The following is a 24,571-nucleotide window of genomic DNA, read 5'->3' as shown; positions in this document are numbered from 1 at the left end:
GCGAGCGCCCTCGCCGTCCGCTGCGAGGGTGGTCCCGCACGCTGGACGCCGCCGCTCCAAGCGGGAGCCTCTCCGCTCCGGGCGGGAGGCCGGGCGCTCAGCCCACCGTCGACGGGCTCACGCCGAACCGCTTGCGGAACGCCGCCGCGAACTTGCTCGGATTCTCGTACCCGACCCGCTGCGCCACCTCGGTCACGTTGCACGCCCGCTGGCGCAGCAGGCGGTGGGCCTCGTCCAGCCGGTGGTTCCGGAGGTACGCGAAGACCGACGTGCCGAAGAGCGCGCGGAACCCCGCCTTGAGCTTCACCTCGTTCAGCCCCGCGCGCCGCGCGAGCTCCGGGAGCGTCGGCGGGTCCACCATACACGCCAGCAGGATGTGCCGCGCCCGCTCCAGGCGAGCGACGTCGTGCTGCGTGAGGAGCGGCGACGCCGCGCCCTCGCTCTCCTCCAGCTGATCGACCATGGCCGCCATCAGCTCGAGCCCCTTGGCCTCGAGGTAGAGCTGCCGGGAGGTACCCCTGGCGCTGCAGCCGAGGATCTCGTCGAGCAGCCGGTGCAGGGCCGGCGACATGGCCTGCGCCGCGCGCGGGTAGGCCCCCGGGTGGGCCACGATCCGCTCGAGGGGCGCGGGCAGGACCTGCGAGCCCAGGAGCTCGCGGAGCCGCCGGCCGTCGATGGTGAGGCAGATGTTGTCCTGATCCTGACCGAGGGTCGACGCGTCCCACGCGCACACGAGCCGCAGGGGCTCCTTGACCTGGCCGATCTGGAACGTCCCGCCCCCGAGGAGGTAGCTGTCTCCAGCGCTGCTCGTCATCCGCATCCGGGGCCCCCGCGACAGGACGAACTCCAGCCTCATCGGCGCGTGGTCGACGACCATCCCCGCCGCCCGCTCCCACCGGCACCGGACGGCGGCGAGGGAGATGCCGGAGCGCAGGGTGGAGGCGCTGATGAGGCCCGTGTTCCCTCGCACGTCCCAGCGCATCCGGCGCTCGAACGGGGAGGGGGTCTCGATGGGCGCGGCGCTCTGGAGGACCCGGAGCGAGAACTCTTCGAGATCGCGCTCGCTGCCGTCGAGCCTCATCGCCTCCATGCCGACGTTGTACCACGCGCCGGCGCGCTCCCGCGTGACGCGGTCGCTCCCCTCGAAGCCGGCGCGCATCGCGGGATGCGGGATCGTCGCGTGAGGCGATCGCGCTGGGCGGCCCGGTGTTCGCGCTCGGCGGCGCGCGTCCCCGAGGAGCTCTCCCCGCCGCCTCCCTGTCAGCCGGCGAGCCCCCAGGCCTCGTCGAGGTGGCGGCGGATGCTCGTCCGCGCCCGGTGCGCGCAGAGGCGGGCCGCCATCTCGGAACAGCCGAGCCGCGCGGCGACCTCCTGGAGGCTGCACCCCTCCTCGCGCACGAGCCGGAAGGCCTCGCCCTGGCGCACCGGGAGCCCATCGAGCACCCGCGCGACCGCCTCCGCCATCCGGCGCGCGGCGATCTCCTCGTCGGGCGCGGCTGCCGTGCCCGGGGGCGCGGCGCGGTCGACCACGTCGGGCGCGTCGAGCTGCTCGTGCCGGGCGCGGCGCAGGTGCTCGATGAACAGGCGGCGCGCGATCGTCGCCGCCCACGGGAGGACCTGCTCCCCGCGCCGGTAGCCCGCGCGCGCCCGGAACATCCGGAGGAACGTCTCCTGCGTGAGGTCGTCGGCCAGCGCCGGGTTGCGCGAGAGCCGCTCGAGCAGGCGCTGGACGCGCGGCGCGAGCGCCCGGTACACCGCGGCGAACGCCCGATCGTCGCCGTCGAGCACGAGCCCCATCGCCGCCTCGGCGCACGGCGCGGGCGAGATCTCGAGACGTTGACCCCTGGAATCGGCAGCTGCATGCATGGACATCTCCCCTCCGGAACGGCGCGCAGCGCGCGCCTTCCTCGCAACACGGCTCGATACGGCCCGGCCCGCAGACGCGGCCGACCAGCTCCCGGGAGCCCGCCCGGCGCCGGGCCTGCTGCCCGCTGCGCGCGAGAGGAGCCGAGCTCCGTGGAACAACGCGCCCCGTGCGCGCGGGACCCGACAGATGCCCACGGCGGTCCAGCGAGCGCGGGACCGGGGCGGAGCGACCTCATCGCTGCCCCGGCGCGGAGTAGTCTCTGCGTCGAGGTCCGGCGTTACAGGGGGCGCTCGTTTTTTTTAGGCGGCCGAGCGCGTGTGTCCCAGGTGGTACGACGTCATAACGCGCGACGATGCGCGCGGGGCGGGAAGTGATGCACGTCGATAACGAGTCGAGGGAGGTCTGGCCGCAGCGGCTCCGGGCTTGCCTTCTGGAGGTGCTGGATGGGCCCGGCGTTCCCGTGCTCGATATCGAATGGCTGCTGCTCCGGTGCGACGATACGCTGGCGATGGAAGGTGATTGGCGGCAGCGATCTCTTCACCAGCTGCTGAAGGATGTGGAGGATTTCGATTCCAGGTTCCCGGGCTGCCTGCCGGAGGACCTGCTGCGGCAATCCGGCCCGGGTTGAGCAGCCCGCGCGCGGCGTCCTCCTCCCTGCATGCTCCTCCGGCGCGACCGGGGTCGGGTCGCCCCTCCGACCTGGCCTCCGACCCGGCCTCCGACCTGGCCTCCGACCTGGATCGCCCCCAGGTCCGTGCCCCCGGAACACCGAAAAAAGGTTGACTTCCAGAGGTCGCTCAGCTTCCATCCGCCCGCGGTCTTCGAGTGGATCGTCGATGGCAAGCTCGCCTTCCTCATTCGAGGTGAAGGCCCACGCCGCGAAACCGGCGTGATGGCCGCCCGTTGGAGCAGGGAAGTGATCCCGCTGCCGACGAGCTCGCTATCTCCGGATCCCGAAGCTGCTTCTCTTCTCCCTCGCCCGACCCCTCGACGTAATCACCTGACCACCGCCCTTTTGACCTCCCTCGCGGCGCCGAGCGCACCCGCCAGCCAGCGGGTACGTGTATCAGCGGCGGTGTGCGTTCTCTCGCACCCCCGGGCCACGCTGACGGCGCGCGCTTGCCGGCGAACGCGGCAAGGTCGCGCGCGGCAAGGTCACGTCCTCGTGGGGCTCGCGGGCACGGCGCGGTGGCGCCTGCTTCTCAGCGCATGGAGCGAGACGCGGCGCGCCGACGGCAGCGCGGCGTCCGCCGTGCCTTCCAGACCGGGCGCGAACCGCGGGAAACACCTCCCGCGCGCCCTGCCCCTCCGCCGTGGGATCCCCGGGATCCCCGGAAGGAGACGGGCGAACCTAGACTTGCAGGGGACCCGAGCTGACTTATATAAGGTCCCCCTGGTGCGCGGCTTTCTGCAAGGCCTCCGGTCCCCTGAAGGGCCGGGGCGAGAAACGGCGCGCAGGCAAGCCGCCCCCGGCTCCGGAGCGGGTCGGGATGGCGCGCGACCGTTGACACCGCCGCCCGCTGGCGAGGCGCAGAGAGCGCAGCGCCCAGCGGCCAGCGCGCGGCGATGAAGGAACCATGCAGACAGCACACCGCGACCAGACAAAGGACAGGACCTCGAACACGAAAGAGCAGAAACGCACCAGCTCGCCTGCTGCCGAAGATCATGCCCGGACGGCCGACGCCAGGCCTTCCGCCGGCAAGAGCGGGCTGCCGGCGGGGAAGCCCGCCGCCGCGCCAGCGTCGGCCGGGGCGGCGCCGTCGTCCCACCCGAGGGCGCCCTCCGCCGCCGGGGCCTCCGCGCCCAAGGCGGGCCCGACGCGCGCGCCCACCCCGGAAGCCCAGCCGCGCGGCGGCTCCGGCTCCGCACGGCCGCCTGCGGGCAACGGCGCGCCGCAGTCCGCGCCGCCGCAGTCCGCGCCGCCGCAGTCCGCGCCGCCGCCGTCCGCGTCGCCGCCGCCGTCGGCCGGGGCGCCTCGCCGCACCGGCATCGAGGTCTGGTCCGGTCGCCCGGGGGTCCCGCGGCCGGAAGCGCCCCGCAGCTGGCAGCGGTCGCCGTCTCAGCCCGCGCCCGCGCGTGGGGCCCAGCAGCCGCCCGCGCGCGGCGCCCAGCATGCGCCCGCGCCCGGGGCGCGCCCGGCCACGGGCCGCCCGGGTCCGGCCGAGGGGCCTGCGAGCCGCCGCGACCCGCGCTTCAACGCGCCGGGCCGGCCCGGCTCGCCGCGCCGCGCCCCGGAGGGGCCGCGGCAGCCCGCCGCCCCCTCCACGCAGGAGATGTCGGCGCGCAAGAAGGTCGTGAAGATCGAGGAGCAGGTCTCGCTGCACACGCTCGCCGCGCGCATGGGCGTCAAGGCGACCGACGTGCTCCTCAAGCTGCTCGCGCTCGGCGTGACCGGGATCCACGTGAACTCCGTCATCGACGCGGACGCCGCGAAGCTCGTCGCGAGCGACTTCGGCTGGGACGTCGAGGACGTCGCGGTGACCGAGGAGCAGATCCTCGAGCACGCGCGCGGGAACGAGGAGGACGAGGCCGGGCCGCTCTCGCCGCGCTCGCCGATCGTCACGGTCATGGGCCACGTCGACCACGGCAAGACCTCGCTCCTGGATCGCATCCGGCAGTCGAAGGTGGCCGCGGGCGAGGCCGGCGGCATCACCCAGCACGTCGGCGCGTACCGCGTGAAGACGAGCAAGGGGACGATCACCTTCCTCGACACGCCGGGCCACGAGGCGTTCACGGAGATGCGCGCCCGCGGCGCGTCGCTGACGGACATCATCGTGCTCGTCGTCGCCGCGGACGAGGGCGAGCGGCCGCAGACGCGGGAGGCCATCCGGCACGCGCAGAGCGCGAAGGTGCCGGTGGTCGTGGCGGTGAACAAGGTCGACAAGCCGGGCGCGGATCCGGAGCGCATCCGGCGTGAGCTCGGCCCGCTCGGCCTCGCGCCCGAGGCGTGGGGCGGCGACACGCTCTACTGCGACGTGAGCGCCAAGACGGGCGAGGGCATCGAGCACCTCCTCGAGATGATCTCGCTCCAGGCGGAGATGCTGCACCTCCAGGCGAACCCGAAGCGCCCGGCGACGGGCACGGTGGTCGAGGCGCTGCTCGATCGCGGCAAGGGCCCGCTCGCGCGCGTGCTCGTGACCGACGGCACGCTCCGCACGGGCGACGTGGTGATCGCCGGCGCGGCGTGGGGTCGCGTCCGGGCGATGACCGACGAGCTCGGGCGCCGCGTCGCGGAGGCGGGCCCGTCGACGCCGGTCGAGATCCTCGGCCTCTCCGACGTGCCCAAGGCGGGCGACACGCTCTACGCCGCGCGGGACCAGAAGAAGGCCCAGGCGCTCGCCGAGGCGCGCCGGACGAAGGCCGGGAAGGTCCAGGCGTCGACGCCGCTGTCGCTCGCGGGCCTGGCCGGGCGCCTCGCGGCGGCGGGTCAGCTGGAGCTCCGGCTGATCCTCAAGGCGGACGTGCAGGGCTCGGTGGAGGCGCTCTCCAGCGCGCTCTCGCGGCTCTCGACCGACAAGGTGCGCGTGAACATCACGCACGCCGGCGTCGGCGCGGTGACCGAGGGCGACGTGAACCTGGCGTCGGCCGCGAAGGCGATCGTGGTCGGCTTCAACGTGCGCCCCACCGGCAAGGCGGCGTCGCTCGCCGAGGCGGAGGGGGTGGAGATCCGGTCGTACGACGTGATCTACGCCGCGATCGACGACGTGATGAAGGCCATGGCCGGCCTGCTCGCGCCGGTGGTCGTCGAGAAGCCGCTCGGCGCGGCCGAGGTGCGCGAGCTCTTCAAGATCGGCAAGCTCGGCACGATCGCCGGCTGCATGGTGACGAGCGGCTCGGTGAAGCGCTCCGGCAAGGTGCGGCTGGTCCGCGACGGCGTGAAGGTCTGGGAGGGCAAGATCGCCGGCCTGCGCCGGGTGAAGGAGGACGTCTCCTCGGTCGAGCGCCTCACGGAGTGCGGCATCCTGCTCGACGGGTACTCCGCCCTGAAGCCGGGCGACGTGATCGAGTGCTACGAGATGCAGGAAGTCGCCGCGACGCTCTGAGCGAGCGACGGTCACCCGCTTCGGATACGGGCCCATCTCGACGTTTTCGGTGCTCAGCGCACAGGAGTGCGCTTGCGCGCCGAAAACGCCGATCTGGGCCCGTCTCCTGTGCGGGTGACCGCCGCTCGGGGACGCATGTACCGGAGGCGGGTGAAGACCGCTCTGGAGCGGCCCCCGGCGCGCGGCCGGGCTCTGGCGACCTTGCCGGCGAGCCGTGAGGGTCACCGGTCGAGCGTGCGCTCCCACATTTGCAGGTAGGCTTCGGCGGAGTTGTAGAGCGCGGTCAGCGCCGCCTCGCCGCCCTCGAGGCGGACCTCCTCCACCCAGTCGGCGACGAGCCCGTAGTGCGCCATGCCGTCGACGTCCGTGTCGTAGACGTGCTCGCCGCTCACCTGCCGGTCGAACGTCACGGGGGCGATCCCCGCGAACTGCGGCCCCCAGCCCGGCCCCTGGAACAGCGTGAAGGGGTAGCTCACCGGCGTCGCGCCCGCGCCGCGCGGCCCGGCCTGCGCCCCCAGCCCGTTCGTGTCGGCGCCGTAGCCCATGCCGAAGAAGTAGGCGTCGCTCTTGATGGCGGTGAGCCTGTCGAGGGTCTCCTTGAACTCCCTGCCGTTGCCTTTGTAGGGATAAATCAACCCGCCGAGCGCCATGATGCGGCGCGCCTGATCCACGGTGAGCCCCCCGTGGCCGCCGTGCGTGGAGACCACCGGATACCCCGGCGTCTGCTGCTCGGCGATCGCGATCACCTCGGCCTTGTTGGAGAGCTCCAGGTGGTCGACCTCGATGATCATCCGCTTCTCCATCATCCTCTGGATCGCATAACGCCCGAGCCTCGTCAGCCCGCGCGCATTGCATTGCTTCCTGCCCTGCGGATAGAGCGGGAGGTTGCCGCCCGCGAGGGTCATCAGCGTCGCGGTCAAAGGGTCGTCGCCCGCGCCCGGCGGGGCCACGCTCAGGAGGACCGCGCCGGCGTCATAGAAGTAGTCCTGCTCCGGGCAGTCGTAGGTTTGCCAGAACTCGCCGGTGTCGACCTTGTTGCCGAGGTTGAGCGCGAAGCTGTCGAAGATGCCGTTGCCCCCGAGCGCGTTGTCGAACTCGTGGACCGGGAACATCTGGCGGACGCCGGCGGCGTGGAGCCGGTCGAGCTGCTCGTCGATCTCGGCCTCGTCGCACCCGGCGACGCCGTTCTGGACATCGCAGTTGAAGAGGTGCGAGATCTCGATCCCCAGCACCACGGCCATCTTGCCCTCGTGGATCACCTGCCGCGCCTCGGCCGGGCTCTCCACCAGCCGGAGCCAGCCCCGGCCTGGACCTCCCTCCTGCGCGTCGATGTACGCCTCGAGGTCGCGCATGAACTGCGCCTGCGCCAGCGCGTTATCCATCTCGTTGCAGCTCTGGAGCAGCCTGCCCGAGGCGACGCGCTGGACCGCGCACAACGTCTCGTTCTCGACGAGGTTGTTGACCATGAGCCGCAGGCCGGCGCGCCACGCCCGCTCCATCCACTTGTAGTACATCCCCTCGTGCGTGAGCGATCGCGCCGCCGGCCAGTCCACGAACTCGGGCCAGCCGCGGTTGTCGTGCAGCGGCACGGGGTTTTCGCCGCGGAAGTTGCCGACGATGTCCTTGATGCCGCCGGGCCCGTGCGACAGGGTGCAGTCGCCGAGCGCCCCGAGGACGCCGAAGCGGTGGAAGGGAAGGCCGTGGTGCGCGCCGCCGAGGAAGCTCGTGGCGCTGACGTGCGCGTGCACGTCGGCGAAGCCGAGCACCGGCCCTGCGGTGCCGTCTCCCCGGAACGGCGCGCCGACGCTGTTCGTCGTGATCTCCGGGAACGCCGCGCAGCCGCTCGTCGGCTCCAGGATGAATCTCGCCGCCTCGCCGGCGCTCGCCGCGTCGACCAGCACGAGGTGGCCGTTGAAGGGATGCACCGCGAGCGCCCGCGCCGTCGAGGCGGAGACCACCAGGAAGCGCCCGGCGGCGTCGGTGTCGACGATCCAGTCCGCCGCGTCGGTGGGCGCCGGGACGGCCGCGGCGCCGAGGAGGCCGCCGAGGGTGAGCAGGCTGCCGGCGGCGAGGAAGGCGCCGTCGTCGCCATGAAAGAGGTACTTGCCGAGCGCGGTCGGCTTCAGGAAGAACGGCTCGGCGCGCCCGAGGGTCGCGGCGCTGGCGGCGTAGCCGCCGAGGTTCCTGGCGACATAGGTGTTCCTGGCCACGGACCTGAGCGCGTAACACCCGTTGGCGAGATCGTAGCGGGTGACGGGCGCGACGGAGGCGGCGAGCGCGCTGCTGCCGCGGCCGGTGACGCGGGCAGCGTCGGTGGACACCGCGTCGACCGCGGCGTCGGCCGTGGCGGTCGAGTCCAGGTCCGCGCAGCCCGTCAGCAACGGAAGGAGGGCCAGGCCCGCCAGCCAGTCGAATCCTGCGTTCCAACACTTCACCATCGTGGTCTCCAGGAGGGATGGATGTGGGGTTGGATGTCTGGGCACCGTTCGTGCCATGGCGTGCCGGGGAGGGTGTCGGGAGGCGTGTTCGGGTCGATCAACAAACGAATCGCGGTATCGTCGCGCAGTACGTGGGCAGGTCGCCGAGCCACGATGGACCAATACGCAGTCCATCTGTAATTTTACGCAATTGCGGGTGATGGCCGGCGCATGCACTGCTGCGTGCTCGAGCACGCAGCGGCTGGCGCGGCGCTTGTGTTGAGAGAGGGCCGTCTCTACGCCGTTTTGCCTCGACGCCACGAATGCAAGCGGGCGTCGAGCTCACCGACGCGTGCCCGCGGCACGGACGCCTCGCTGCATCGCCACATGAGGCAAGCGCTGCACGTCCAGGGCGAAAGACAAGCATTGCCGTGACGGCGCCTGAGCTCCACACCGCGGCGTTCGATCTCTGCTGCTGGGTGCGTCGCTCCCTCGCAGGCTCGATCTCGCGTTCGCGCTCGCGCTCGATCTCGGCCTGACGTCTGACGGCCGCTTCGATCTCGTCGGCGTGTGCCTCCTCACCCCTTGGCGCCGCTTGGTCGCTGGAGCATCGGAACGGTGCTTCGGAGCGACTTGGGGGGACTCATGGAACACCGTTTCATAATGAGGGCGAGCGCTCTCATGCTCGGCGCTGCGCTGGCGGCCCTGCTCGCGTCCGCGTGCGATTTGCGATACACCTGCGACGCCGTGGAGCCGGGAGGCGTGGGGGCTGGAGACTCGACAAGGGCGGTAGGGGCGGGGGATTCCTCAGAGACGGCGAAGGAGAGGGTTCCGATGATGGCCGGGTCGACGCGAGAGGTGGTCTACGTCGCCGTGGGTCGAGTCGCTCGATCGGAGCTCGTGAAGATCGTGTCTCCGGTCGTGGTGGAGGACGACGATCTCCTCCTTGGTCCATCGAGCGGGGACCCGAGGCGCCACCGTGCCGTGCGAGCTCGGTACTGGGGAGTCGAGCCGTCTGCGAAGCTCAACCGGGAGCTCGCTCGCCCTGAGGGGGCTCCCCTCTGCGTGGTGCTTCCACCGAACCTCCATGGCTTGTTGAGCTACGGCCGGATCTGCGCTGTCGTGGTCGGGCGAGGGCGGCGAGTGTTTGCCATGCACCTCGGGGCGGACGTGATCGGGACAGCGCCAGAGGGGCCTGATCCGGCGGAGGAGATCTACCTCGACGTCGCGGACGCCCTGCGGCGGAAGCCGGTCATGGCGCGGTGTTCAGAGCTCGAGAGGGGGCTCAGCGCCACACTGTGGAAGTTGTGGTGCCGCCGCTCTCCCGTCGCCCTGTCGAGACTCTGTGCGTCCGGCGGCGCGCTCCACCCGCAGCTGGCGAACCTCGGGCGCTACCACGCTGGCCACTTCCCCAGACAGGCGGGCCACAAGCTGATGCTGTCGCGCTTCGACGAGCTCCTCCTGGGGCAGCTCTCGCGCGAGTGGATCATGCCGGTCAAGCTGTTCACGAGCGGGATGCGGGCCAGGTCGGGCCTGCATGCCTGGCTCTCGCATCTCGGCGACCTGTACCTGCCGAGGCGGCTACTGGAGTGGTCCCGCCATACCCACGGGCGCGTCGTCGAGTGCCAGGAGCACCCGGAGAAGGCTTCTGAGCTGAGCAGGTGGTCCTTTCGATGGCGAGCGGGCGGCGAGGCGATCCTCGACGCGCTCCCGGATCTGCAGAGCGCGCCGCCGGTGGCCATCGGAGGTGCTACCGCGTACGACGCTGAACGGTCCTGGGTATGCCGCTTCGATGCAGCGGGTACACCTTATCTGGGCCGACTCGGCGCAGCTTCATCGAGCTACAGGCAGGCGTAGTCCGGTGTTCTTCCACCGGCCGGCACCTTCAGAGCCCATGCTGCTCGCGACGTGAGCGCCGCGCGCTGCGGATATTGCCACACGGCAGCGGCGATGCCTATCGAGTATTCGTCGCCGTCTGCATACCCGCCAAGGCGACGATAGCCAGCAGCGCGAAGCGCCGTCTGGATCAGGGCTGCCTATGCGGGTGAGCAGCGCCGTGACGCCGCCCTTCCAGAGCTGCGGAGCTTTTGGTACACGCAGGAGAGGCCAAAATTCCGGCCAAAACCGGCGATTTGCTCAGCCGGCCCGGCCGTAATAGGATCATCCTTTCGGATAGGTGCAACAAATGAAAGACGCAACCCCCAACACCGCGATCCGGCGGACGCTCGGCTACCCGCGCGTCTCGACCAGGGAGCAGGAGATCGCAGGCGTGTCCCTGGACGCCCAGGCGGAGAGGATCGCCAACTACTGCCGGCTCCACTCGCTGCCGGAGCCGATCTTGTTCCCTGAAGTCGAGAGCGGCGGAGAGGAGAACGAAGCGAACAGGAAGAAGGTCGCCGCTCTCCTGGCCGACGTACGGCGGGGCGACATGGTGATCGTGACGGACATCGATCGCTTCGGTCGCGACGTCGTCTTCATCGTGAAGAACGTTCGCCAGATCATGCGCAAAGGCGCCGTGTTCGTCGCCATCGACAAGGGCTTCGATTCACGGTCGCCGATGGCAGAGGACACGCTGGCCAACTGGGCGGTAGGCGCGGAACAGGAGCGCCGTCGGATCAAGGAGCGGACCGAAGGCGGCCGGAAGCACCTGCGCGTCCAGGGGTACTTCGTCGAGGGGCATCCACCGTTCGGCTACGAACGCCAGCCGAAGCCCAAGGGGACGAAGACGCCGCTTCCCCTCCGCGTGGTCCCCGAGCACGCCGCGGTGGTGCGTCGCATGTTCGCGCTCTCGCTGGAGGGCTACAGCGTCTTCGAGATCGCCAAGCGGCTGCGCCAGGAGTACGGCAACATCAAGGCGTTCGGGCGTGCCTGGGTCGTTACTGCGCTGCGCAACCGGACATATACGGGGCGTGTCGCAAAGACCAGTGTGCGACCTTCTACCACGCGCGGCGTTGTGCAGTTGCCGGCCGAGTGGATCCCCGCACACGAGGCGATCATCGACGATGAAACGTTCAACAACGTCCAGCTTGCACTGAGGGATCGCCGCCGCGGGCGGAAGCCACAGGCCGAATCTGCGACGGCGAACCACTTGCTGCGCGGCATCTGCCGCTGCGCGGAGTGCGGCGGTGGTGTTGCTGCCGTTCCGGTGTCCCGCAGCAGCCGACACACAGTGGGCTATTACGTCTGTCGTGGTCACGTGGAGCAGAAGGAAAAAGGCGTGCGGTGCAAGTCCTCGGCGTGGCTTCGCCAGCCGGATGCGGATGCCGCTGCGAGAGAGCAGTTCTTGGCGTTCGCTCGCTCGCTACTCACCTCGCTCACGAGACCGCCGCGCCGGATCGAGAGGCCAGATTTCGCCGCCCAGCGCCGGGAGATCAAGATCGCGCGACAGCGGGTTGTGGAGTTTGTCGCGAAGGGCCTCTTCACGGTCGAGGACGTGAAGATTGAACTGAATCGCCTCGATGACGCGCTTGCAGCAATCGAGGCGAAGGAAGCCGAGTTCAACGAAACGGTGGGCAACGATACCGTCGAGACTCGGAGGCACGCGCATGCGTATGTCCAGCAGATCGTGGACGAGTGGAGCGTTCTGCCGGTCGACGTTCATCGAGCGCTGATCCGCGCGTTCTCCTCGAAAGTCGAGGCGACCAAGGACAAGCAGATCAGGATCACATGGCGCGATCCATCGCAGATATCAGCAGCGCATGGTTCGCAGGAGCTGCCAGCGCTCCGCCCTGCGCCGATCGTCGCGGCGCTGGCTGCCCCCTCGCCCGTCACCTCGCCGCTTCCGACGGTCGCTGCGCTTCCAGCACCGTCGATGTCTGCGCGTGACTACCTCGGCTCGCCGGAACGTGCTCCCACCTCGGTCGAACGTTCGCGGGGCTGACCGCTCCGCGTCAACCTCTTGGAGGGGGCGCGTTAGCATGGACGGGGTGCGCCCCCTGCTCGGCAGGCTCCTCTCGGCGCTCGCAGACTCGCCCGTACTGCGCGATGCCGTGGCGCCGCTGCTCCAACTCTTCGCTCCACCATTCTTTCCGGTGCCGTAGCTCGCGCTGAAGAGCCTCGACTCCGGCCGCGCCGCGCTTGTAGACGTCGACGGCCCGAACTCGCCCATGCGCCGGCGCGCGTGGGGCCGCAGCCGTTGCGGGGCGTACACGGCGCCGGAGCAGATAGCGAGGCCGCGTTCCTCGCTCGCTCCGGAACTGCCGCGAATCTGCCACAGAGTCGAGGTGGACGTCGGCGCGCGCGGGGCCGCCGCCGTCCGCGGGACGCGCTCGGCGAAAAGTCAAGGGCCATCGTGCGCGGCGCTGCGGATTTCTGGGCGGGGCTGTTCGCCAACCACACGGCCGACGAACGGCCAGTCACCAGCGCCCGATGTGGTCCTCAACTGCGCGGCCGCTCCGCGCCCGGCCAGAGCATTGCTGCGGCGGTTGCCCATCGGCGACCCTTTCGGTGTAGCTTTTGTGCTCAGGGCAGGGCCACCGGCCCCTCGGGGCCAGCACGCCCGGGCAGGCGCCTGCTCAGGACGGGCTGATCCGGGCGGTAGCGTCAGGACACGCCGATGGACATCGATCTTCCTCCCCTAATTTACCCGGACCGTGTGGCCGATGCCCCGATCCGGGGCTTCCTTGCTCAGGCGTATCACACGGCCCTGAGATGGATCGCGTTGGGGGAGCGCGAGTATCTTCTCTGCGAAGGGGACGAGGACATCGACCGGTACTTCTTCGAACTCGACGGGAGCCTCCGAGAGATCCGCCAGGAGCAGATCAAGGATCTGAGCGGCAGGATCAGCGCCCGCAGTTCCGCGGTGCACGAGAGCATCTTCAACTTCCTGTACTCGTATACAGAGCACAGGAAGGCTGGCCGCCGCTGTCGTTTCCTCTTCACGACGAACGCGACCATGGCGGCCCAGCGGATCCAGCCCGATGCCGCCGGCGCGTCGAGGTCCGAGACCGTGCACCTGAGTGTGGATGTGCTGAGGCTCTGGTCCCAGCTTGCGTCCTCCGTCGAGCGCACGCGCGACGTGGGCGACCTCGCGGCCAATATCCGGAGTCTTGCCGAGGGATACGGTCCCCAGGAACCAGCCAAGGGGAGCTTGTCACCAGCGCGGCTCCGCGCAGCCATCCAGTACCTGGATGAGGAGCCTTCCGGGTGGGAGGATTTTCTGGGTGCCGTCGAGTGGCGCCTCGATCAGCTCCCCTACGACGCTCTCGAGAACGCGTTGCGGGAGCGCCTCGCAGCAGACCAGCGCGCGGGCAGGGTGCCTGTTCTCCTGAGCTATCGCGTCCTCGTCGCCGTGCTCCAGGCGAGCGCGCACCCCGACCCGATGAACCGCGTCCTCTCCGCGGAAAGTCTCACGGCGCTCCTCACCGAGACGGAGGCGGAGCTCGGTCGCTGGGCACAGCGCCTCCATGCCGAGCGTCTCTCGCGGTGGTTCACGGCGATCGAAGCTCGAATCGATGACCACGATCGCCTCTTGACCGAGCAAGGAGCTCGGCTCCAGCGTCTCGATCAGGGCCCCCTCTGCGCCCTCCGCCGCCACTCGGAGCGTACATGGCGGGGTCTCGCTCGTTTCTCGGGCCTCAAGCTGGGCGACACGGCGGTGACCCTGGAGCGCCCCGTCGTGGATGCCATGCTCGACATGCCGGGCTCGTACGTTCTGGTTGGCGATCCGGGGTGCGGCAAATCGGGGGCACTCTATCAGCTCGTCGCCCGGCTCCGCGCCGAGCGCGACGTCGTACTCATCTCCGCCGACGAGATCCCGGAGGTCGGCCGACCCCTCCTCGACGTCCTGGAAGACTGGTCGGAGGCGCGCAACCCCGTGCTCGTCGTCGATGCGCTCGACGCCGCGCGCGGTGAGGCGCTCGCCACCAGGGTATGGAAGCTCATCGAAGGCGTCCTGCGATCAGGCTCACCATTCCGGGTGATCGCCTCGATCCGCACGTTCGATCTGCTCGCTCGGCGCTCCTCGGCAACGAGGCTCTTCGCGGGCCGGCCTCATCACAGCATGTCCGACCCGCGCTTCCCGCAGGTCGCACACGTCCGTGTCGGGCCGCTCGACGACAGCGAGATCGCCCAGCTCGCCTCTGCGTTCCCCGAGCTCGATGCGCTGTTCCGACGCGCGAGCAAGGCGCTCCAGGAGCTCCTGAGGGTGCCCTTCAACCTCTCGCTCGTAGTCCGGCTGCTCGAGCGCGGGATCGCGCCCGCCGAGATCGAGCGCGTGCGCACGCACCTCGAGCTCCTGGACATGTACTGGATCCATCGCGTCGAGGAGCAGGAGCCCGTCGAGGACAAGCTCCCGCGCCACGAGCTGCTCCGCGCTGCCTGTGAACGGATCGTGAGCAGCCGAGCATTCTGGGTGCAGGTCGCCGGTCTACCCCAGCAGCAGGCGCTCCACGGCCTGCTCAGCGGGCAGGTCCTCGTGCATCCGGAGCTGAGCGCGAGCCAGCAGGACGATCATCGGGTGGGTTTCTCTCACCACATCCTGTTCGACTATGCGTGTGCGCGCCTCTGGCTGCCCGACGAGCCAGACCGTCTCGCCGCCGAGTTGCGCGAACGTCCCGACCTCGTCCTCGTCGCGCGCCCGAGCCTCGAGATGCACCTGCGCCGCCTGTGGCAGCGCGACCTGTCGCGCACCGATTTCTGGCGGACGGTACTCGGCGTGCTGGCGGAGCCACGCGTCCAGGAAGTGGCGGCGCTCATCGGGCCCAAGATCGCCGCGGAGGAGGCGGTGCACGCGCCGGAGCTCGAACCGCTCGTTCGATCTCTCGGCGCCCAGGACCCAGCGGAACGAGCATCCGCCGAGCGGGCGCTGGGGCATCTCGTAGGAGCGCTGGTCCGCACGGCGAGCGCTCCACGACCGCTGACCGGCGAGCAAGCAGGCCCCTGGTGCGCGCTCGTGGAGGCGACAGTTCAGCGTGGACAACCTCAGGCCAAGCTCGCCGCGATTCGGCTGCTCGAAGAGCTCTGCGCCAGCGCGGCCCTCCCCGTGGCAGAGCGCGGCACCGCCGGCCGCGCCGCGCGGGCATTCTTCTCCTGGGTCGACGTAGCACGCGGCGACAACGCCGGGCTGCTCTCCCGGGCAGCGAGGCTTGTGATCAAGACGTTCGACTCCGATCCCGCCGCGTCCGCAACGCTGCTCCGCCGCCTGCTCGATGCCGAACGAACGGCCAGCGTGGGCTTCGAGACGATGTTCGCCCTGTCGGACGGGGTCCCGACCCTGCTCCCCCAGGACCCTGCCCTGATCGAGGATCTCTATGTCGGCGCGTTCAGCTACACCGACACGTCGAACGACTGGCTCGACCTAGGTGGGACCGTGTTCGGCATGCGGCACCGCCGCTCGGATATGTACGGCACCGCGCTCCACCGCCTCGCCAAGCATTATCCGCTGTTCTTGGCGCGGGACCCCCGCCGCGCCGTGCGCGCGCTCGTCCAGGTGCTCGAGGCGTTCCGACGGCGCGAGCATGGCGACGTGGCACGAGAGGCCGAGCCGTTCACGTTCGGCGCCGCTCGTGCCCGCGTGAAGCCGGACATGAGCTCGCTGTGGGACGCGTTGAGGAGCCGAAGCGGCGAGGAGATCGTGATGCTCGACGCGCTGGAAGCGCGCCTGGTCGACGTCTGCCGCGCGCCAGGGCGCGACGGCGAGATCGAGGCGCTCGTCGATGCCCTGGTGCAGGAGAACCCACTCGCCGCGATCTGGCGCCGCGTCCTGCGTGCGGGGGCGCGCAACCCGGCCACGGTGGGCCCTCGCTTCACGGCGCTGCTCGCGAGCGTCCCGATCCTGACGTGTATCGACACCTCCACGAACGCCGGCGACTATCTGCGGAGCCAGTTCGCCAGTCTGCCGGAGGACGCGCGCATCTGCATCGAGCGTGCGATCCTGTCCATCGCTGATGCCGACGATCCCGAGGGGCTGGCGCACACGACGCGCGCACGCCTGCTCGGATGCCTGCCACGCCACGCGATCGTGACGGAGGAGGCGCGCGGCCTGCTCACCGAGTTGGAGCAGGCGAGCGCCGTCCCGCCGAATGTTCCTCCGTTCTCGGTGGGGCGAGCCACCAGCAGCCCCTATCGAGATGAGGACTACTGGCAAGAGGCGGGCGCCCCCATCGAGCGCGACGATCACGCGGAGTTCCGCGCTGTGCTCGAGCCCATCCGAGCGCTCGTCAGCGGCGCTGGCCAGGCCGGCCTGGACGACGACGCGCTACTCGCCGCGCTCGTCCCGCTCCGGGCGCTGCGCGTAGCTCTGAGGGATGCTCGCTTCCAGACGGTCCATCCGGCCGTCCGACAGCGGGGATGGTCCACGCTCCTCGCTGCCTGCAAGCAAATCGTCGCGTCAGAGCGCCTCCGCTCGCGCGGGGACGTGGCCGCGGTCGTCCAGGCGCATGCCCTCGTTGCGCTCGAGAGCGCGCTGGCCCCGGCGAGCGACACAGGCGCTCCTCATTTACGCAGCGCAGCAGCCGAGGTTTTGCTCGCGACGGGCGCGGCGGCGCCCTTGTCGGCGACGATACAGCTCGCCGTGGAGGTGCTCGCGGGGGATCCGCATCCCGAAGTCCGCTTCGAGCTCGCGAAGCACCTCTCCTCGCTCAACGCGGCGGCCTCCGGGCTCGTTCGCCGACTGGTCGAGCGGTTCGTCCGCTCCGAGACGAACCCCCTCGTCTGGGCGGGGCTCGCAGACACTGTTGACGTCCTCGGAAGGGCTCTCCCCGATGAGATGGCGCGCGTGAGCAAGGTCGCGCTCGAGAGGTGTACGAGCGAGGAGCACGCCCGAGCGGCCCGGGATCTCTTCATGAACCGCCTGGTCGACATCTATATCGTCTCTGGCAGCTCGATCGCGAAAGATGCCCTCTACGACGCAGTTCAACACCTGAATCAGCCGGGTACTGCGTCAATGGCATATCGGATCGTGGCGTGGGGCACCCGGGCGACGCTCGCAGCTGAGCGCAGGGAGCGTACCCTCGCCGTCCTCGACGCGCTGACCCGCGGAGCGACGTCGGCGTTCGCGACGTTGGTCTCCTCCAGCGAGGCTGGCGCGCGGGACGACGAGGCCATGCGTCGTGTCTTGGATGTGCTCGACACAATTGGACGAGAGATCAGCCAATGCGTGCGCGAGCTGGCCGAGAAAGCGCCGACGCTCGATGAAGAAGAACGCCGGCAGCGCCTGCGACAGGTCTACGGCGGCATGGCGACGACGCTCGAGGAGCTCGCGTCGACTGGTATTGCTCCTATCGTCCATCACGTCGTGGAGGCTCTGGCGCACTGCACCGAGCTCGACCCGCGACGCGTGTTCCTCCAGATCGCGCGCGCCGTCGAGAGCGGGTGTCGCGGCGGATACCAGTGGGATCACCTGGCCAAGGAAGCCATCATCGAGCTCGTGCGGCGCTACCTTGCCGATCATCGGGCGCTGCTCCAGGACGACGCTGATAGCCGGGCGGCGCTGCTCTCGATCCTCGACGTCTTCGTGCGCGCCGGCTGGCCCGAAGCTCGCGACCTCACCTATGGGCTCGAGCAGATATTCCGGTGATGCGACGGGCTCCGCGTCGCGGTGGAGCGATGTGGCTCATCTGGACCGATCGTGATCCGCGTCCGCGGAACCATCGCCCTCAGGTGATTGCAAACGCTTACGCTCTGATGAAGCCTGCGCGCGGGCTTGTGAGGTGCTGGCCGAGTTCGCTGGAGGAGGGCACGCCGGACACACGCCGCGTCGCCGATGCCGCTGGCCAGGAACTCCAGCGTAGACGAGCAGTCCCATGAGCAGCACGTCGAGCGAGGCGACGTTCGGCACGTCGACGTGGAAGACACGGGAGCCGCCGGAGGCGAGCGCGGCCCAGATCGGCGTAGGTGCTGGCGGTGAACGGTGAACGCCGGCGATCACGTGGTCGCGATCTTCGCCGATCGGACACGGGACGCGATGATTGCCGCCAGGGAGAGCACCTCGCCGTCCCTCTCGTGTCCGCCCGGGTCCGCTCGGGCCATGGGTAGTCGCCGCCCCGCGCCCAGCATCGTCGACCCCGGCGAGAGAGGCGAGGGGTCGCGCCCATGGCGATGGCTGGGCGCTTACGGAAGCCAGGGCGATACGTCGAGTTCGCGCAGCGTTCGTCGCGCTCCGTACAGCTCCATCTCGAGGAGGCGCTCGAAGAGCGCGAGCCCTTCCTCGCGGTAGCCCGGCAGGCGCTGGAGGGTCACTGCGATGTTGATCAGCTCGTCCTCCGACCTGTCCAGCTTCTGCGTAGCTCCAGGCGTCCGCATGGACTCATCCAGCAGGGCCTTGCAGAGATCAAGGACGCGGCGAGAGTCGTCCGCGCACATCGCCTTGAGATTCGTAACGAGGGGGTAGGGACTGGCGGCGACCAGGAGAGACGGATGCTGCAAGAGCGCGTCCAGGAAGTCGCTCGTGCTGTCATCGGCAAGGAGAACAGAGCCGCGAGAGAATACCGTCATGATGGCTGCAGCGACATCTCCGCGGGCTCGCGGTACCAGCCGTAGCAGCACCTCCGTGCTGAGGGCACGTCCCTTCGGCGTGGACCAGAGACTCCCAGCGGCGTAAGCGAGCCCGAGCCAGATGCGGTCCTGGTCAACTTTCCCTACCTCGTCGGCGTGCAGAGCATTCTCGATCTCTTCCCTGACCCAGGCCAGCTCGGGTTGACGTACAGCCAGGAGCAAGAGGAGCTCTCCGTATGCCTGGGCGCCGTTCTTCCACGGGCTGTCGCGGATAGCGTGCAACCATCCATGCAGCACGTGGCCATCTGTCCACGAGCACATCCAGGCGACGAGGTGTGTGCCCTCCTCGCAGTCTCGGACGCGAGGATGTTCCGCGAAGAGGCGGATCACGAAATTATGCAGTCGGTCGCTGCGTCCCATGTATACAAGGTACCTCAGCAGCGCGCGCCAGGTCCGCACCTGCTCGCGACGCGACAGGTGGCGCTCGAGCACCCCGAGTAGCGAGTCGATGGCCTCTGGCTCACGACGCATGTAGCCATTCACCAGCGCATGCAGGATCGTGAAGTTCCCATGGGGAAGAGTGCTGAGCCCGCCATTCGAACGAAGAATGCTACGCGGCCGCTCTAAGCTATCGCTCTGACGCCACTCCGGCTCTGGCGGGCTGTCTTTCAGCCATGTCTCCAGCAGCCGACAGCTCCGCTCCGAGAGGCCAAGGCCGCGACGAGCAAGCTTGTCGAACGCCCAAGCCGCACGCTCACGGTACTCTTCGGAGTCGAACCCCCGCTCTTCGAGTTGGAAGAGCAGCTCCTCTATCTCCTCCACTGGACGGTCCACCGACGCCTCCGCCAGCGCTTCTACGATGTAGCCGGCCGGTCGCGCATGGCTGGTGGGGTGGAGGTGAGGAAGGATGCGGAGGGCGCGCGCAGGGTCCAATTTGGCAGCTTCAGCCAGTTCCCCCGATAACTGGATGCTTCCGCCCTGCAACCACTCGAAGGGGTGGTGCCCTTCTGTGGAGTCTGGAAGCTCCTGCAGGAGGTTGAGGATCTCCTCGTCCTTCGACTCGAGCATCTCCGAGGCGAGCATCGGGCTCTCGATCGGCCTGAGTTCGAAGTCGCTTACCGAGCGGCTGTCCTCCAGGCCATCAAGCACAGGGCCCTCCTGGTCGATCAGGCGCCGTGCTTCCGGTGACAGGTGTATGCATCCCTCCAGCGCGCGGAGCAAACGCAGCCGGACGAACCGATTCGACCTTTGCCAGTGGAATCGCCGCTCCGCGTCATCCGTAGCCCGGTTCTCGTCGTACCGGTACGAGCGGAGTATCGCGGTCTCCAGCCGCCGTGCGTCCTCCAGTCGTAGGTGCGGTGAGATGGCTTCGATCAGCTCGCAGCTAGCGTAAAGCTCATCCTGGTAGTCTCCGACGAAGAGCCGCCGAGGATCCCGGAGCAGGTACTCGAGGACGTCGAGCGCACGGCAAGGGGCGACCTCTTTCAGCCCAGCGGCGAGCAACCGGTGTACACCGAGGAGATCGCTCACCTCCCACTGTTGTACGAATGCAATGAACCCGTCCGCGTCTTGGCGTGCCAGGCCCTCCACGGCTATCCAGACTGCTTCTGGCAGCTCGTCGATGGGGCCGCTCCTGCTGCGCCGCCTACGCATCACGCCGTCCTCACAATAGCCGATGAGCAAGTCATGACCTGGTCGACTGAGCTCGTCAAGCACGGTGACCATCCAGGGCCACACTTCCTGCAGAAACGGCCCGGGAGCCTGCCTTGCGAGTTCGTTTAACCCATGCAGGCCATGACGGTCTTCCAGGAGCTCCTGGAACCGCTGAAGGGGCCAGCCGCTCGGCTGCTCCTCTTCGACCATGGAGCGGCTGCGCTGTAGCTCTTGATCCAGCACTGCCCTCACCACCCGCATCGCCAGCTCCGGGCTGCCCGCTGCGATGCTGTTCACGACCCACCCCAGTCCGAACCGCGACTGCTCGGTGTCGGAGACAGGGTGCGCGGCCAGCGCGAGCACTGCGTTCACCGCACGGTCGTCCCACACCTTCAGCTCGCGCATCGTCCAGAGCGCGAGATGTGCGCGGGCTGGCTCGCGCACCCAGTGGCGCTCAAGCAAGCTCAGCACACGTTCGCGTGCGAACGGCCACGCCATCGCGAGCGCCCCGCACACCTCGGCCGCGAACGGACCGTCCATCAGGACAGGTAGGTAGCGGTCCGCGAGCCGCTGGAACCAGCCCCGGCTGCCCGCCACGGCACCCAGCGCCACCCGGCGCAGGAAGCCGCTATCCCTTAGGGTGGGCAGGAGGATCGCCGCCTCCTCGTCCATCGGATCGTCGAGGTGGCCCAGGAACTCGAGCACGAGCGCGCGCAAATGCGTACGCAGATCGGTCATCTTCCAGAGAGCGTCGAGCTCTTTGCGGTAGCGCCCCCGCGAGGCGCCGCGGAGGTTGACCAGGGCGCTCCAGAGGGTCGCGCGGACGAAGAGAGAGCCGCCGCGCTGCCGGACATGCTCGCAGAGCCGCTCCTCGCCGAGGAGGAACGAGCGCGCGTGGGTGAAGGCGAACCACGTCTGATGCGTGAACGCGATCTGGGTGCCCTCCTGCCGGAGGATCCCCGCAGCCTGCAGCTGGTCGAGCTGCGGCCGGAACCGGCTGAACCGCGCGAGCGGTGCCTCGAGTTCCTCCTCGCCGGCCATGTAGGTGGCGATGCTCACGAGCACGCGCTCGCGTTCCTGGTCTCCATCAGCCCCGAGCACGCGCTGCTTCCACAGCTCTTCCAGCATATGCTGGTACGTCTCGAAGACCGGCATCTTCTCTCTACCTCCCACGAGCGCGAGGAAGGTCACGAGGTGCTGTGGCACGCGAAGCGACTCCAGGAAAGGTCGATGTAGCCGCTGGGGCTCGACGCCGCGCGCCCGCAGGACGCGCTCCACTTCCAGCAAGTCGGGCGGCTCCAGCTGGATCGGCGTGGCGTGCAGCGCCTGCAGGCGGTGGTCGTGGCGATGCTCGAAATCGCGGCAGGACAGCACAACGCGGAGCCCGGGAATACCCGTCGTGCTCGTGACCAGCTCCAGGAGGACCGACAGGCGCTGGGTGTGAGCGTCGACCAGATCGCAGAGCGCGTCGAGTTGGTCGATGATGAGCGTGGCGGACCGCCGCGATGCCAGCGATGACAACGCGGCGGCGGGGACCGTAGAGAGGTCGAGCCAGCACCGCAGCTTCTCGATCGAGTCGATGTCCTTGGGCAGCTTGTCTGCACGGATCGCGAGCAGCGCCTCCCCGCGCTGATGCAGCTGACTTGCCAGCCGGGCGAGGAGCGCCGACTTGCCGCTGCCCGGACCGCCCAGCAGGAGGAGCGGCTTGCTCTCGCCCTGCTGGAGAGCATCGAGCAGCTTCGTGAGTTCTGGCCGGTCAAGCCACTCCTTCGAGGAACGCGCCGGGTCCAGGCTCAGGAGGGGCTGCGAGGCGCGTTCGACTTCGGCGAGGTGGACCTCGGAGCGGTCGTGCTCCATCCCCGTGGCGGCTGCGCCCAGCGTGCCGGCCCAGGCTTCCGTCGCCGTGTGGAGGTGCCCGTTCAGCTCACGGAGGACCGTGTCCCACGCCTCATCGTGGTCATCCCAGCGCGTGATCGCTCTCCCGCATCTGGGGAGCAGCAGCCGCCCCAGCTCACCGAGCCAAGGCTCGCAGTAGCAAGCGCGCACCAGGATGGGAAGGACCAGCGCGCCTCCGCGGCAATGCCGATCCAGTGCCCGCGCGTACCGCTCCGAGCACGTCGCGTCAGCGATGAAGTTAGCGCTGATGAGGAGCAGGATGAGCTGGGCCGAATCGAGATATCGAGATGCCGATGGACCTCCGCTTCCACCAGCTGGCCGCCGTCTACAAGATCGCTGTGCCAGCAGCTGACATTGCGCCCGGTTTTCCATCCTGCGAGATGGCTCACCAGCTCCGCGAGCCGATCGACATCCGCGGGATGATGAATGATGCAGATGTTCATCGGCCTATGCATGACGGGATGGCGGAGGGACCAGAGCGCATGCGTTCACCTGCCGCAGGATCCCTAGCACGGCGAGCGCCGGGGGCCATCACACCCACCTCCTCGCACGATGTGCGGGCGTACCCGCGATCCTACCGGCGGTCCGAACGCGGTTTGAATGGGCGGACCCTGACACGGCCAGGCGGAGCTCATCCGCGTCACATAAGAGCTCGCCCGCTACACCGCGTCGGTCGACCTGTTCGGCCCGACGGGGACGAGCTTCACCTCGATGTCCAGGTCCGTTAGGTCGACGATCGAGAGGGCGTCCTCGCCATAACAGACGACGTAGGCCCGAGCGCTGGTGACTGGACGCGGTACTCGGTGCGGGCGAGCGGGTGCCGTCGCTACCATCCACTTGGTCGGGCTCGGTCGCATCGTCGGCGAGCTCCTCGAGCGCGGGCTGGTGCGCGGGCCTGGTCGAGCGCGGAGCAGCCTCGGGTCGACGCGGACGCCAGCGGGGTCGAGGTGGATGCCGGCGAGTTCGGGGCTGTCGACGTCCACCCGGCCGAGGCGGAGCGGGCCGCGTCGATGTCGACCTGGTCGAGGGCGGAGCGGGCCGCGTTGATGGCCACCTCGCCGAGGACAGCGCGCTGCGGGGTCGAGATGGGCGCCGGCGAGCTCGGGATCGCACCGCCGTAGATTTTGTGACGGCCGAACACCGGTGTTCGGAAGCGACCCGGCCGGCGCGTTGGCTGCGGCATTCTTCCGCCTGCGAGGAAGCCCAGCCGGCGGGTTGGCGGTTCCTGGCGGTACCTAGGTGTAGTTGCCCGCTCGATTCAGCAGTGAAGACCGCAGAAAAACTTGCCCACCATCTAGTTCAAAGCGTCTCGCCCTGAAGTGCGGGCCGCAGTATCACTGCGGAGCGACGCTGACGGACGGGGACGGAAGTGCGACCGCAGCGACGAGGGGCCCGCGCCCGTGAGCTCGGGCTCCTCCTCGTGCGCCCTCACTCTCGCAGCGTGGACCTCTCAACCTTGATAGCCGATAAATCTTGATAGCTTGATAGCGCAGCAGGTTCGGTTTTGCCGGTCTGGGTACTGCGCGCGGTGTATCTCAGAGCTGGCTCTAGATTTAGCCAGGGCCGCAACAACAGAGCGCCCGGCCCCCCTGATCTCGTGGCGGAGGAAGGGGGCCGGGCACCATGGAGACCCCATGCAGAAGCATCGAATCTCGAACGAAACCGTAGCCGGTCACATCAGCGCCGACAACCTCCAGCTGCCGGACGCGATCGACGTGCGCATCTCCGGCCCGTCGGCGCTCGTGGTCGCGCTCGCGCTCGCCTTCTGGATCCGCAGCTGGAGGGGGCCGGCCGGCCGGCCGCGCGCTCGCCCGCCTCGGCGAGCGGAGGGGCGCGTGCGCATCGTGACCTGAGCGCGCGTCAGGCCGCGCCGAGCGAGGATGGGGATGGGCTGTCTAAACAAACGAGCGTGTTCTCCTGGGTGCGGCGCGGCGGCCATCTCCTTCAGCTCGGATCCCGTGGATTGGGCGTGGGTCGGCGTGGCCCTGCCTGTGCTCGTCGGCATGAGCGCCGCGCTCGTCCTCGGCTTCCGGCGCCGTCGCTAATCTGGTAGGCCGGCTGTAGCGCCGCTCTCTTGGGGCGCCGCCAGGCGGGGCAGCGGCCGCGGGGTCGAGGTGGACGCCGGGGAGCTCGGGGACGTCGATGTCCACCTAGTCGAGGGCGTGGCCCAGGCGTCGAGGCTCTTGAGTGCGAGCTCGGCAGCATGCGCTTCCAGGTCTTAGCAACGCGCCTAGAAGGCGGTTTCGCGAACCGCTCCGCCG

General features: G+C 69.3%; 13 protein-coding genes. 7 read left to right on the top strand and 6 right to left on the bottom strand.

The window, feature by feature from the left end; genetic code table 11:
* Window positions 1-97: 97 nt before the first annotated feature.
* Both WMF43_RS38280 and WMF43_RS38275 read right to left on the bottom strand, forming a co-directional pair.
* Window positions 98-1,159 carry a helix-turn-helix transcriptional regulator gene (locus tag WMF43_RS38280; protein WP_437672532.1) on the bottom strand — a complete coding sequence of 354 codons (1,062 nt, stop codon included), beginning with the start codon at window positions 1,157-1,159 and terminating at the stop codon, window positions 98-100.
* 101 nt (window positions 1,160-1,260) lie between these two features.
* Entirely contained in the window at window positions 1,261-1,866 is a 606-nt protein-coding gene (locus WMF43_RS38275; RefSeq protein WP_437672530.1) for an RNA polymerase sigma factor, read from the bottom strand.
* Between the two features lie 374 nt (window positions 1,867-2,240).
* Here WMF43_RS38275 and WMF43_RS38270 point away from each other — a divergent pair, with 374 nt between their 5' ends.
* Window positions 2,241-2,495, top strand: coding sequence for a hypothetical protein (locus tag WMF43_RS38270; RefSeq protein ID WP_437672528.1), 255 nt, complete (start codon window positions 2,241-2,243; stop codon window positions 2,493-2,495).
* 1,035 nt (window positions 2,496-3,530) lie between these two features.
* Here the strand turns inward: WMF43_RS38270 and WMF43_RS38265 are convergent.
* Window positions 3,531-3,857 (bottom strand): hypothetical protein, encoded by a 327-nt coding sequence (locus WMF43_RS38265; protein WP_437672526.1) that lies wholly within the window; start codon window positions 3,855-3,857, stop codon window positions 3,531-3,533.
* 283 nt (window positions 3,858-4,140) lie between these two features.
* Between WMF43_RS38265 and infB the strand changes: the two genes are divergently transcribed.
* Window positions 4,141-5,910, top strand: a complete 1,770-nt coding sequence (gene infB, locus WMF43_RS38260; protein WP_437672524.1) for a translation initiation factor IF-2 — start codon at window positions 4,141-4,143, stop codon at window positions 5,908-5,910.
* A 221-nt stretch (window positions 5,911-6,131) separates the two neighbouring features.
* Here the strand turns inward: infB and WMF43_RS38255 are convergent, their stop codons facing one another.
* Window positions 6,132-8,348 carry a peptidase M19 gene (locus WMF43_RS38255; protein WP_437672522.1) on the bottom strand — a complete coding sequence of 739 codons (2,217 nt, stop codon included), beginning with the start codon at window positions 8,346-8,348 and terminating at the stop codon, window positions 6,132-6,134.
* 624 nt (window positions 8,349-8,972) lie between these two features.
* On the opposite strand from WMF43_RS38255, the gene WMF43_RS38250 reads away from it, so the two are divergent.
* From WMF43_RS38250 to WMF43_RS38240, 3 genes are all read left to right on the top strand, one after another.
* The gene (locus tag WMF43_RS38250) at window positions 8,973-10,184 is read left to right on the top strand and encodes a hypothetical protein (RefSeq protein ID WP_437672521.1); all 1,212 of its coding nucleotides are present in this window, start codon (window positions 8,973-8,975) and stop codon (window positions 10,182-10,184) included.
* Window positions 10,185-10,512: 328 nt separating this feature from the next.
* Window positions 10,513-12,207: a recombinase family protein gene (locus WMF43_RS38245; protein ID WP_437672519.1), complete on the top strand. Its 1,695-nt coding sequence runs from the start codon at window positions 10,513-10,515 to the stop codon at window positions 12,205-12,207.
* Between the two features lie 675 nt (window positions 12,208-12,882).
* Window positions 12,883-17,844 carry a hypothetical protein gene (locus WMF43_RS38240; protein ID WP_437672517.1) on the top strand — a complete coding sequence of 1,654 codons (4,962 nt, stop codon included), beginning with the start codon at window positions 12,883-12,885 and terminating at the stop codon, window positions 17,842-17,844.
* Between the two features lie 533 nt (window positions 17,845-18,377).
* On the opposite strand, the gene WMF43_RS38235 is transcribed toward WMF43_RS38240, so the two are convergent.
* Together WMF43_RS38235 and WMF43_RS38230 are read right to left on the bottom strand one after the other, a co-directional pair.
* Window positions 18,378-22,682, bottom strand: a complete 4,305-nt coding sequence (locus WMF43_RS38235) for a hypothetical protein (RefSeq protein ID WP_437672515.1) — start codon at window positions 22,680-22,682, stop codon at window positions 18,378-18,380.
* A 287-nt stretch (window positions 22,683-22,969) separates the two neighbouring features.
* Window positions 22,970-23,167, bottom strand: coding sequence for a hypothetical protein (locus WMF43_RS38230; RefSeq protein ID WP_437672514.1), 198 nt, complete (start codon window positions 23,165-23,167; stop codon window positions 22,970-22,972).
* Window positions 23,168-23,257: 90 nt separating this feature from the next.
* Here WMF43_RS38230 and WMF43_RS38225 point away from each other — a divergent pair, with 90 nt between their 5' ends.
* Together WMF43_RS38225 and WMF43_RS38220 are read left to right on the top strand one after the other, a co-directional pair.
* Window positions 23,258-23,431 (top strand): hypothetical protein, encoded by a 174-nt coding sequence (locus WMF43_RS38225; RefSeq protein WP_437672512.1) that lies wholly within the window; start codon window positions 23,258-23,260, stop codon window positions 23,429-23,431.
* 513 nt (window positions 23,432-23,944) lie between these two features.
* A complete protein-coding gene (locus WMF43_RS38220; protein ID WP_437672510.1) occupies window positions 23,945-24,163 on the top strand; it encodes a hypothetical protein in 219 nt (72 codons plus the stop codon).
* The last annotated feature ends 408 nt before the right edge of the window (window positions 24,164-24,571 follow it).

Source organism: Sorangium sp. So ce131, assembly GCF_051519095.1.
Lineage (GTDB): Bacteria > Myxococcota_A > Polyangia > Polyangiales > Polyangiaceae > Sorangium.
This window is presented reverse-complemented; position numbering and strand designations above follow the sequence as displayed.

What these genes read in the sequence shown, in the direction of transcription:
- WMF43_RS38280 (WP_437672532.1), bottom strand. Translation starts at nt 1,159, where the DNA reads ATGCGCGCCGGCTTCGAGGGGAGCGACCGCGTCACGCGGGAGCGCGCC.
- WMF43_RS38275 (WP_437672530.1), bottom strand. Translation starts at nt 1,866, where the DNA reads ATGCATGCAGCTGCCGATTCCAGGGGTCAACGTCTCGAGATCTCGCCC.
- WMF43_RS38270 (WP_437672528.1), top strand. Translation starts at nt 2,241, where the DNA reads ATGCACGTCGATAACGAGTCGAGGGAGGTCTGGCCGCAGCGGCTCCGG.
- WMF43_RS38265 (WP_437672526.1), bottom strand. Translation starts at nt 3,857, where the DNA reads ATGCCGGTGCGGCGAGGCGCCCCGGCCGACGGCGGCGGCGACGCGGAC.
- infB (WP_437672524.1), top strand. Translation starts at nt 4,141, where the DNA reads ATGTCGGCGCGCAAGAAGGTCGTGAAGATCGAGGAGCAGGTCTCGCTG.
- WMF43_RS38255 (WP_437672522.1), bottom strand. Translation starts at nt 8,348, where the DNA reads ATGGTGAAGTGTTGGAACGCAGGATTCGACTGGCTGGCGGGCCTGGCC.
- WMF43_RS38250 (WP_437672521.1), top strand. Translation starts at nt 8,973, where the DNA reads ATGGAACACCGTTTCATAATGAGGGCGAGCGCTCTCATGCTCGGCGCT.
- WMF43_RS38245 (WP_437672519.1), top strand. Translation starts at nt 10,513, where the DNA reads ATGAAAGACGCAACCCCCAACACCGCGATCCGGCGGACGCTCGGCTAC.
- WMF43_RS38240 (WP_437672517.1), top strand. Translation starts at nt 12,883, where the DNA reads ATGGACATCGATCTTCCTCCCCTAATTTACCCGGACCGTGTGGCCGAT.
- WMF43_RS38235 (WP_437672515.1), bottom strand. Translation starts at nt 22,682, where the DNA reads ATGGAAAACCGGGCGCAATGTCAGCTGCTGGCACAGCGATCTTGTAGA.
- WMF43_RS38230 (WP_437672514.1), bottom strand. Translation starts at nt 23,167, where the DNA reads ATGCGACCGAGCCCGACCAAGTGGATGGTAGCGACGGCACCCGCTCGC.
- WMF43_RS38220 (WP_437672510.1), top strand. Translation starts at nt 23,945, where the DNA reads ATGCAGAAGCATCGAATCTCGAACGAAACCGTAGCCGGTCACATCAGC.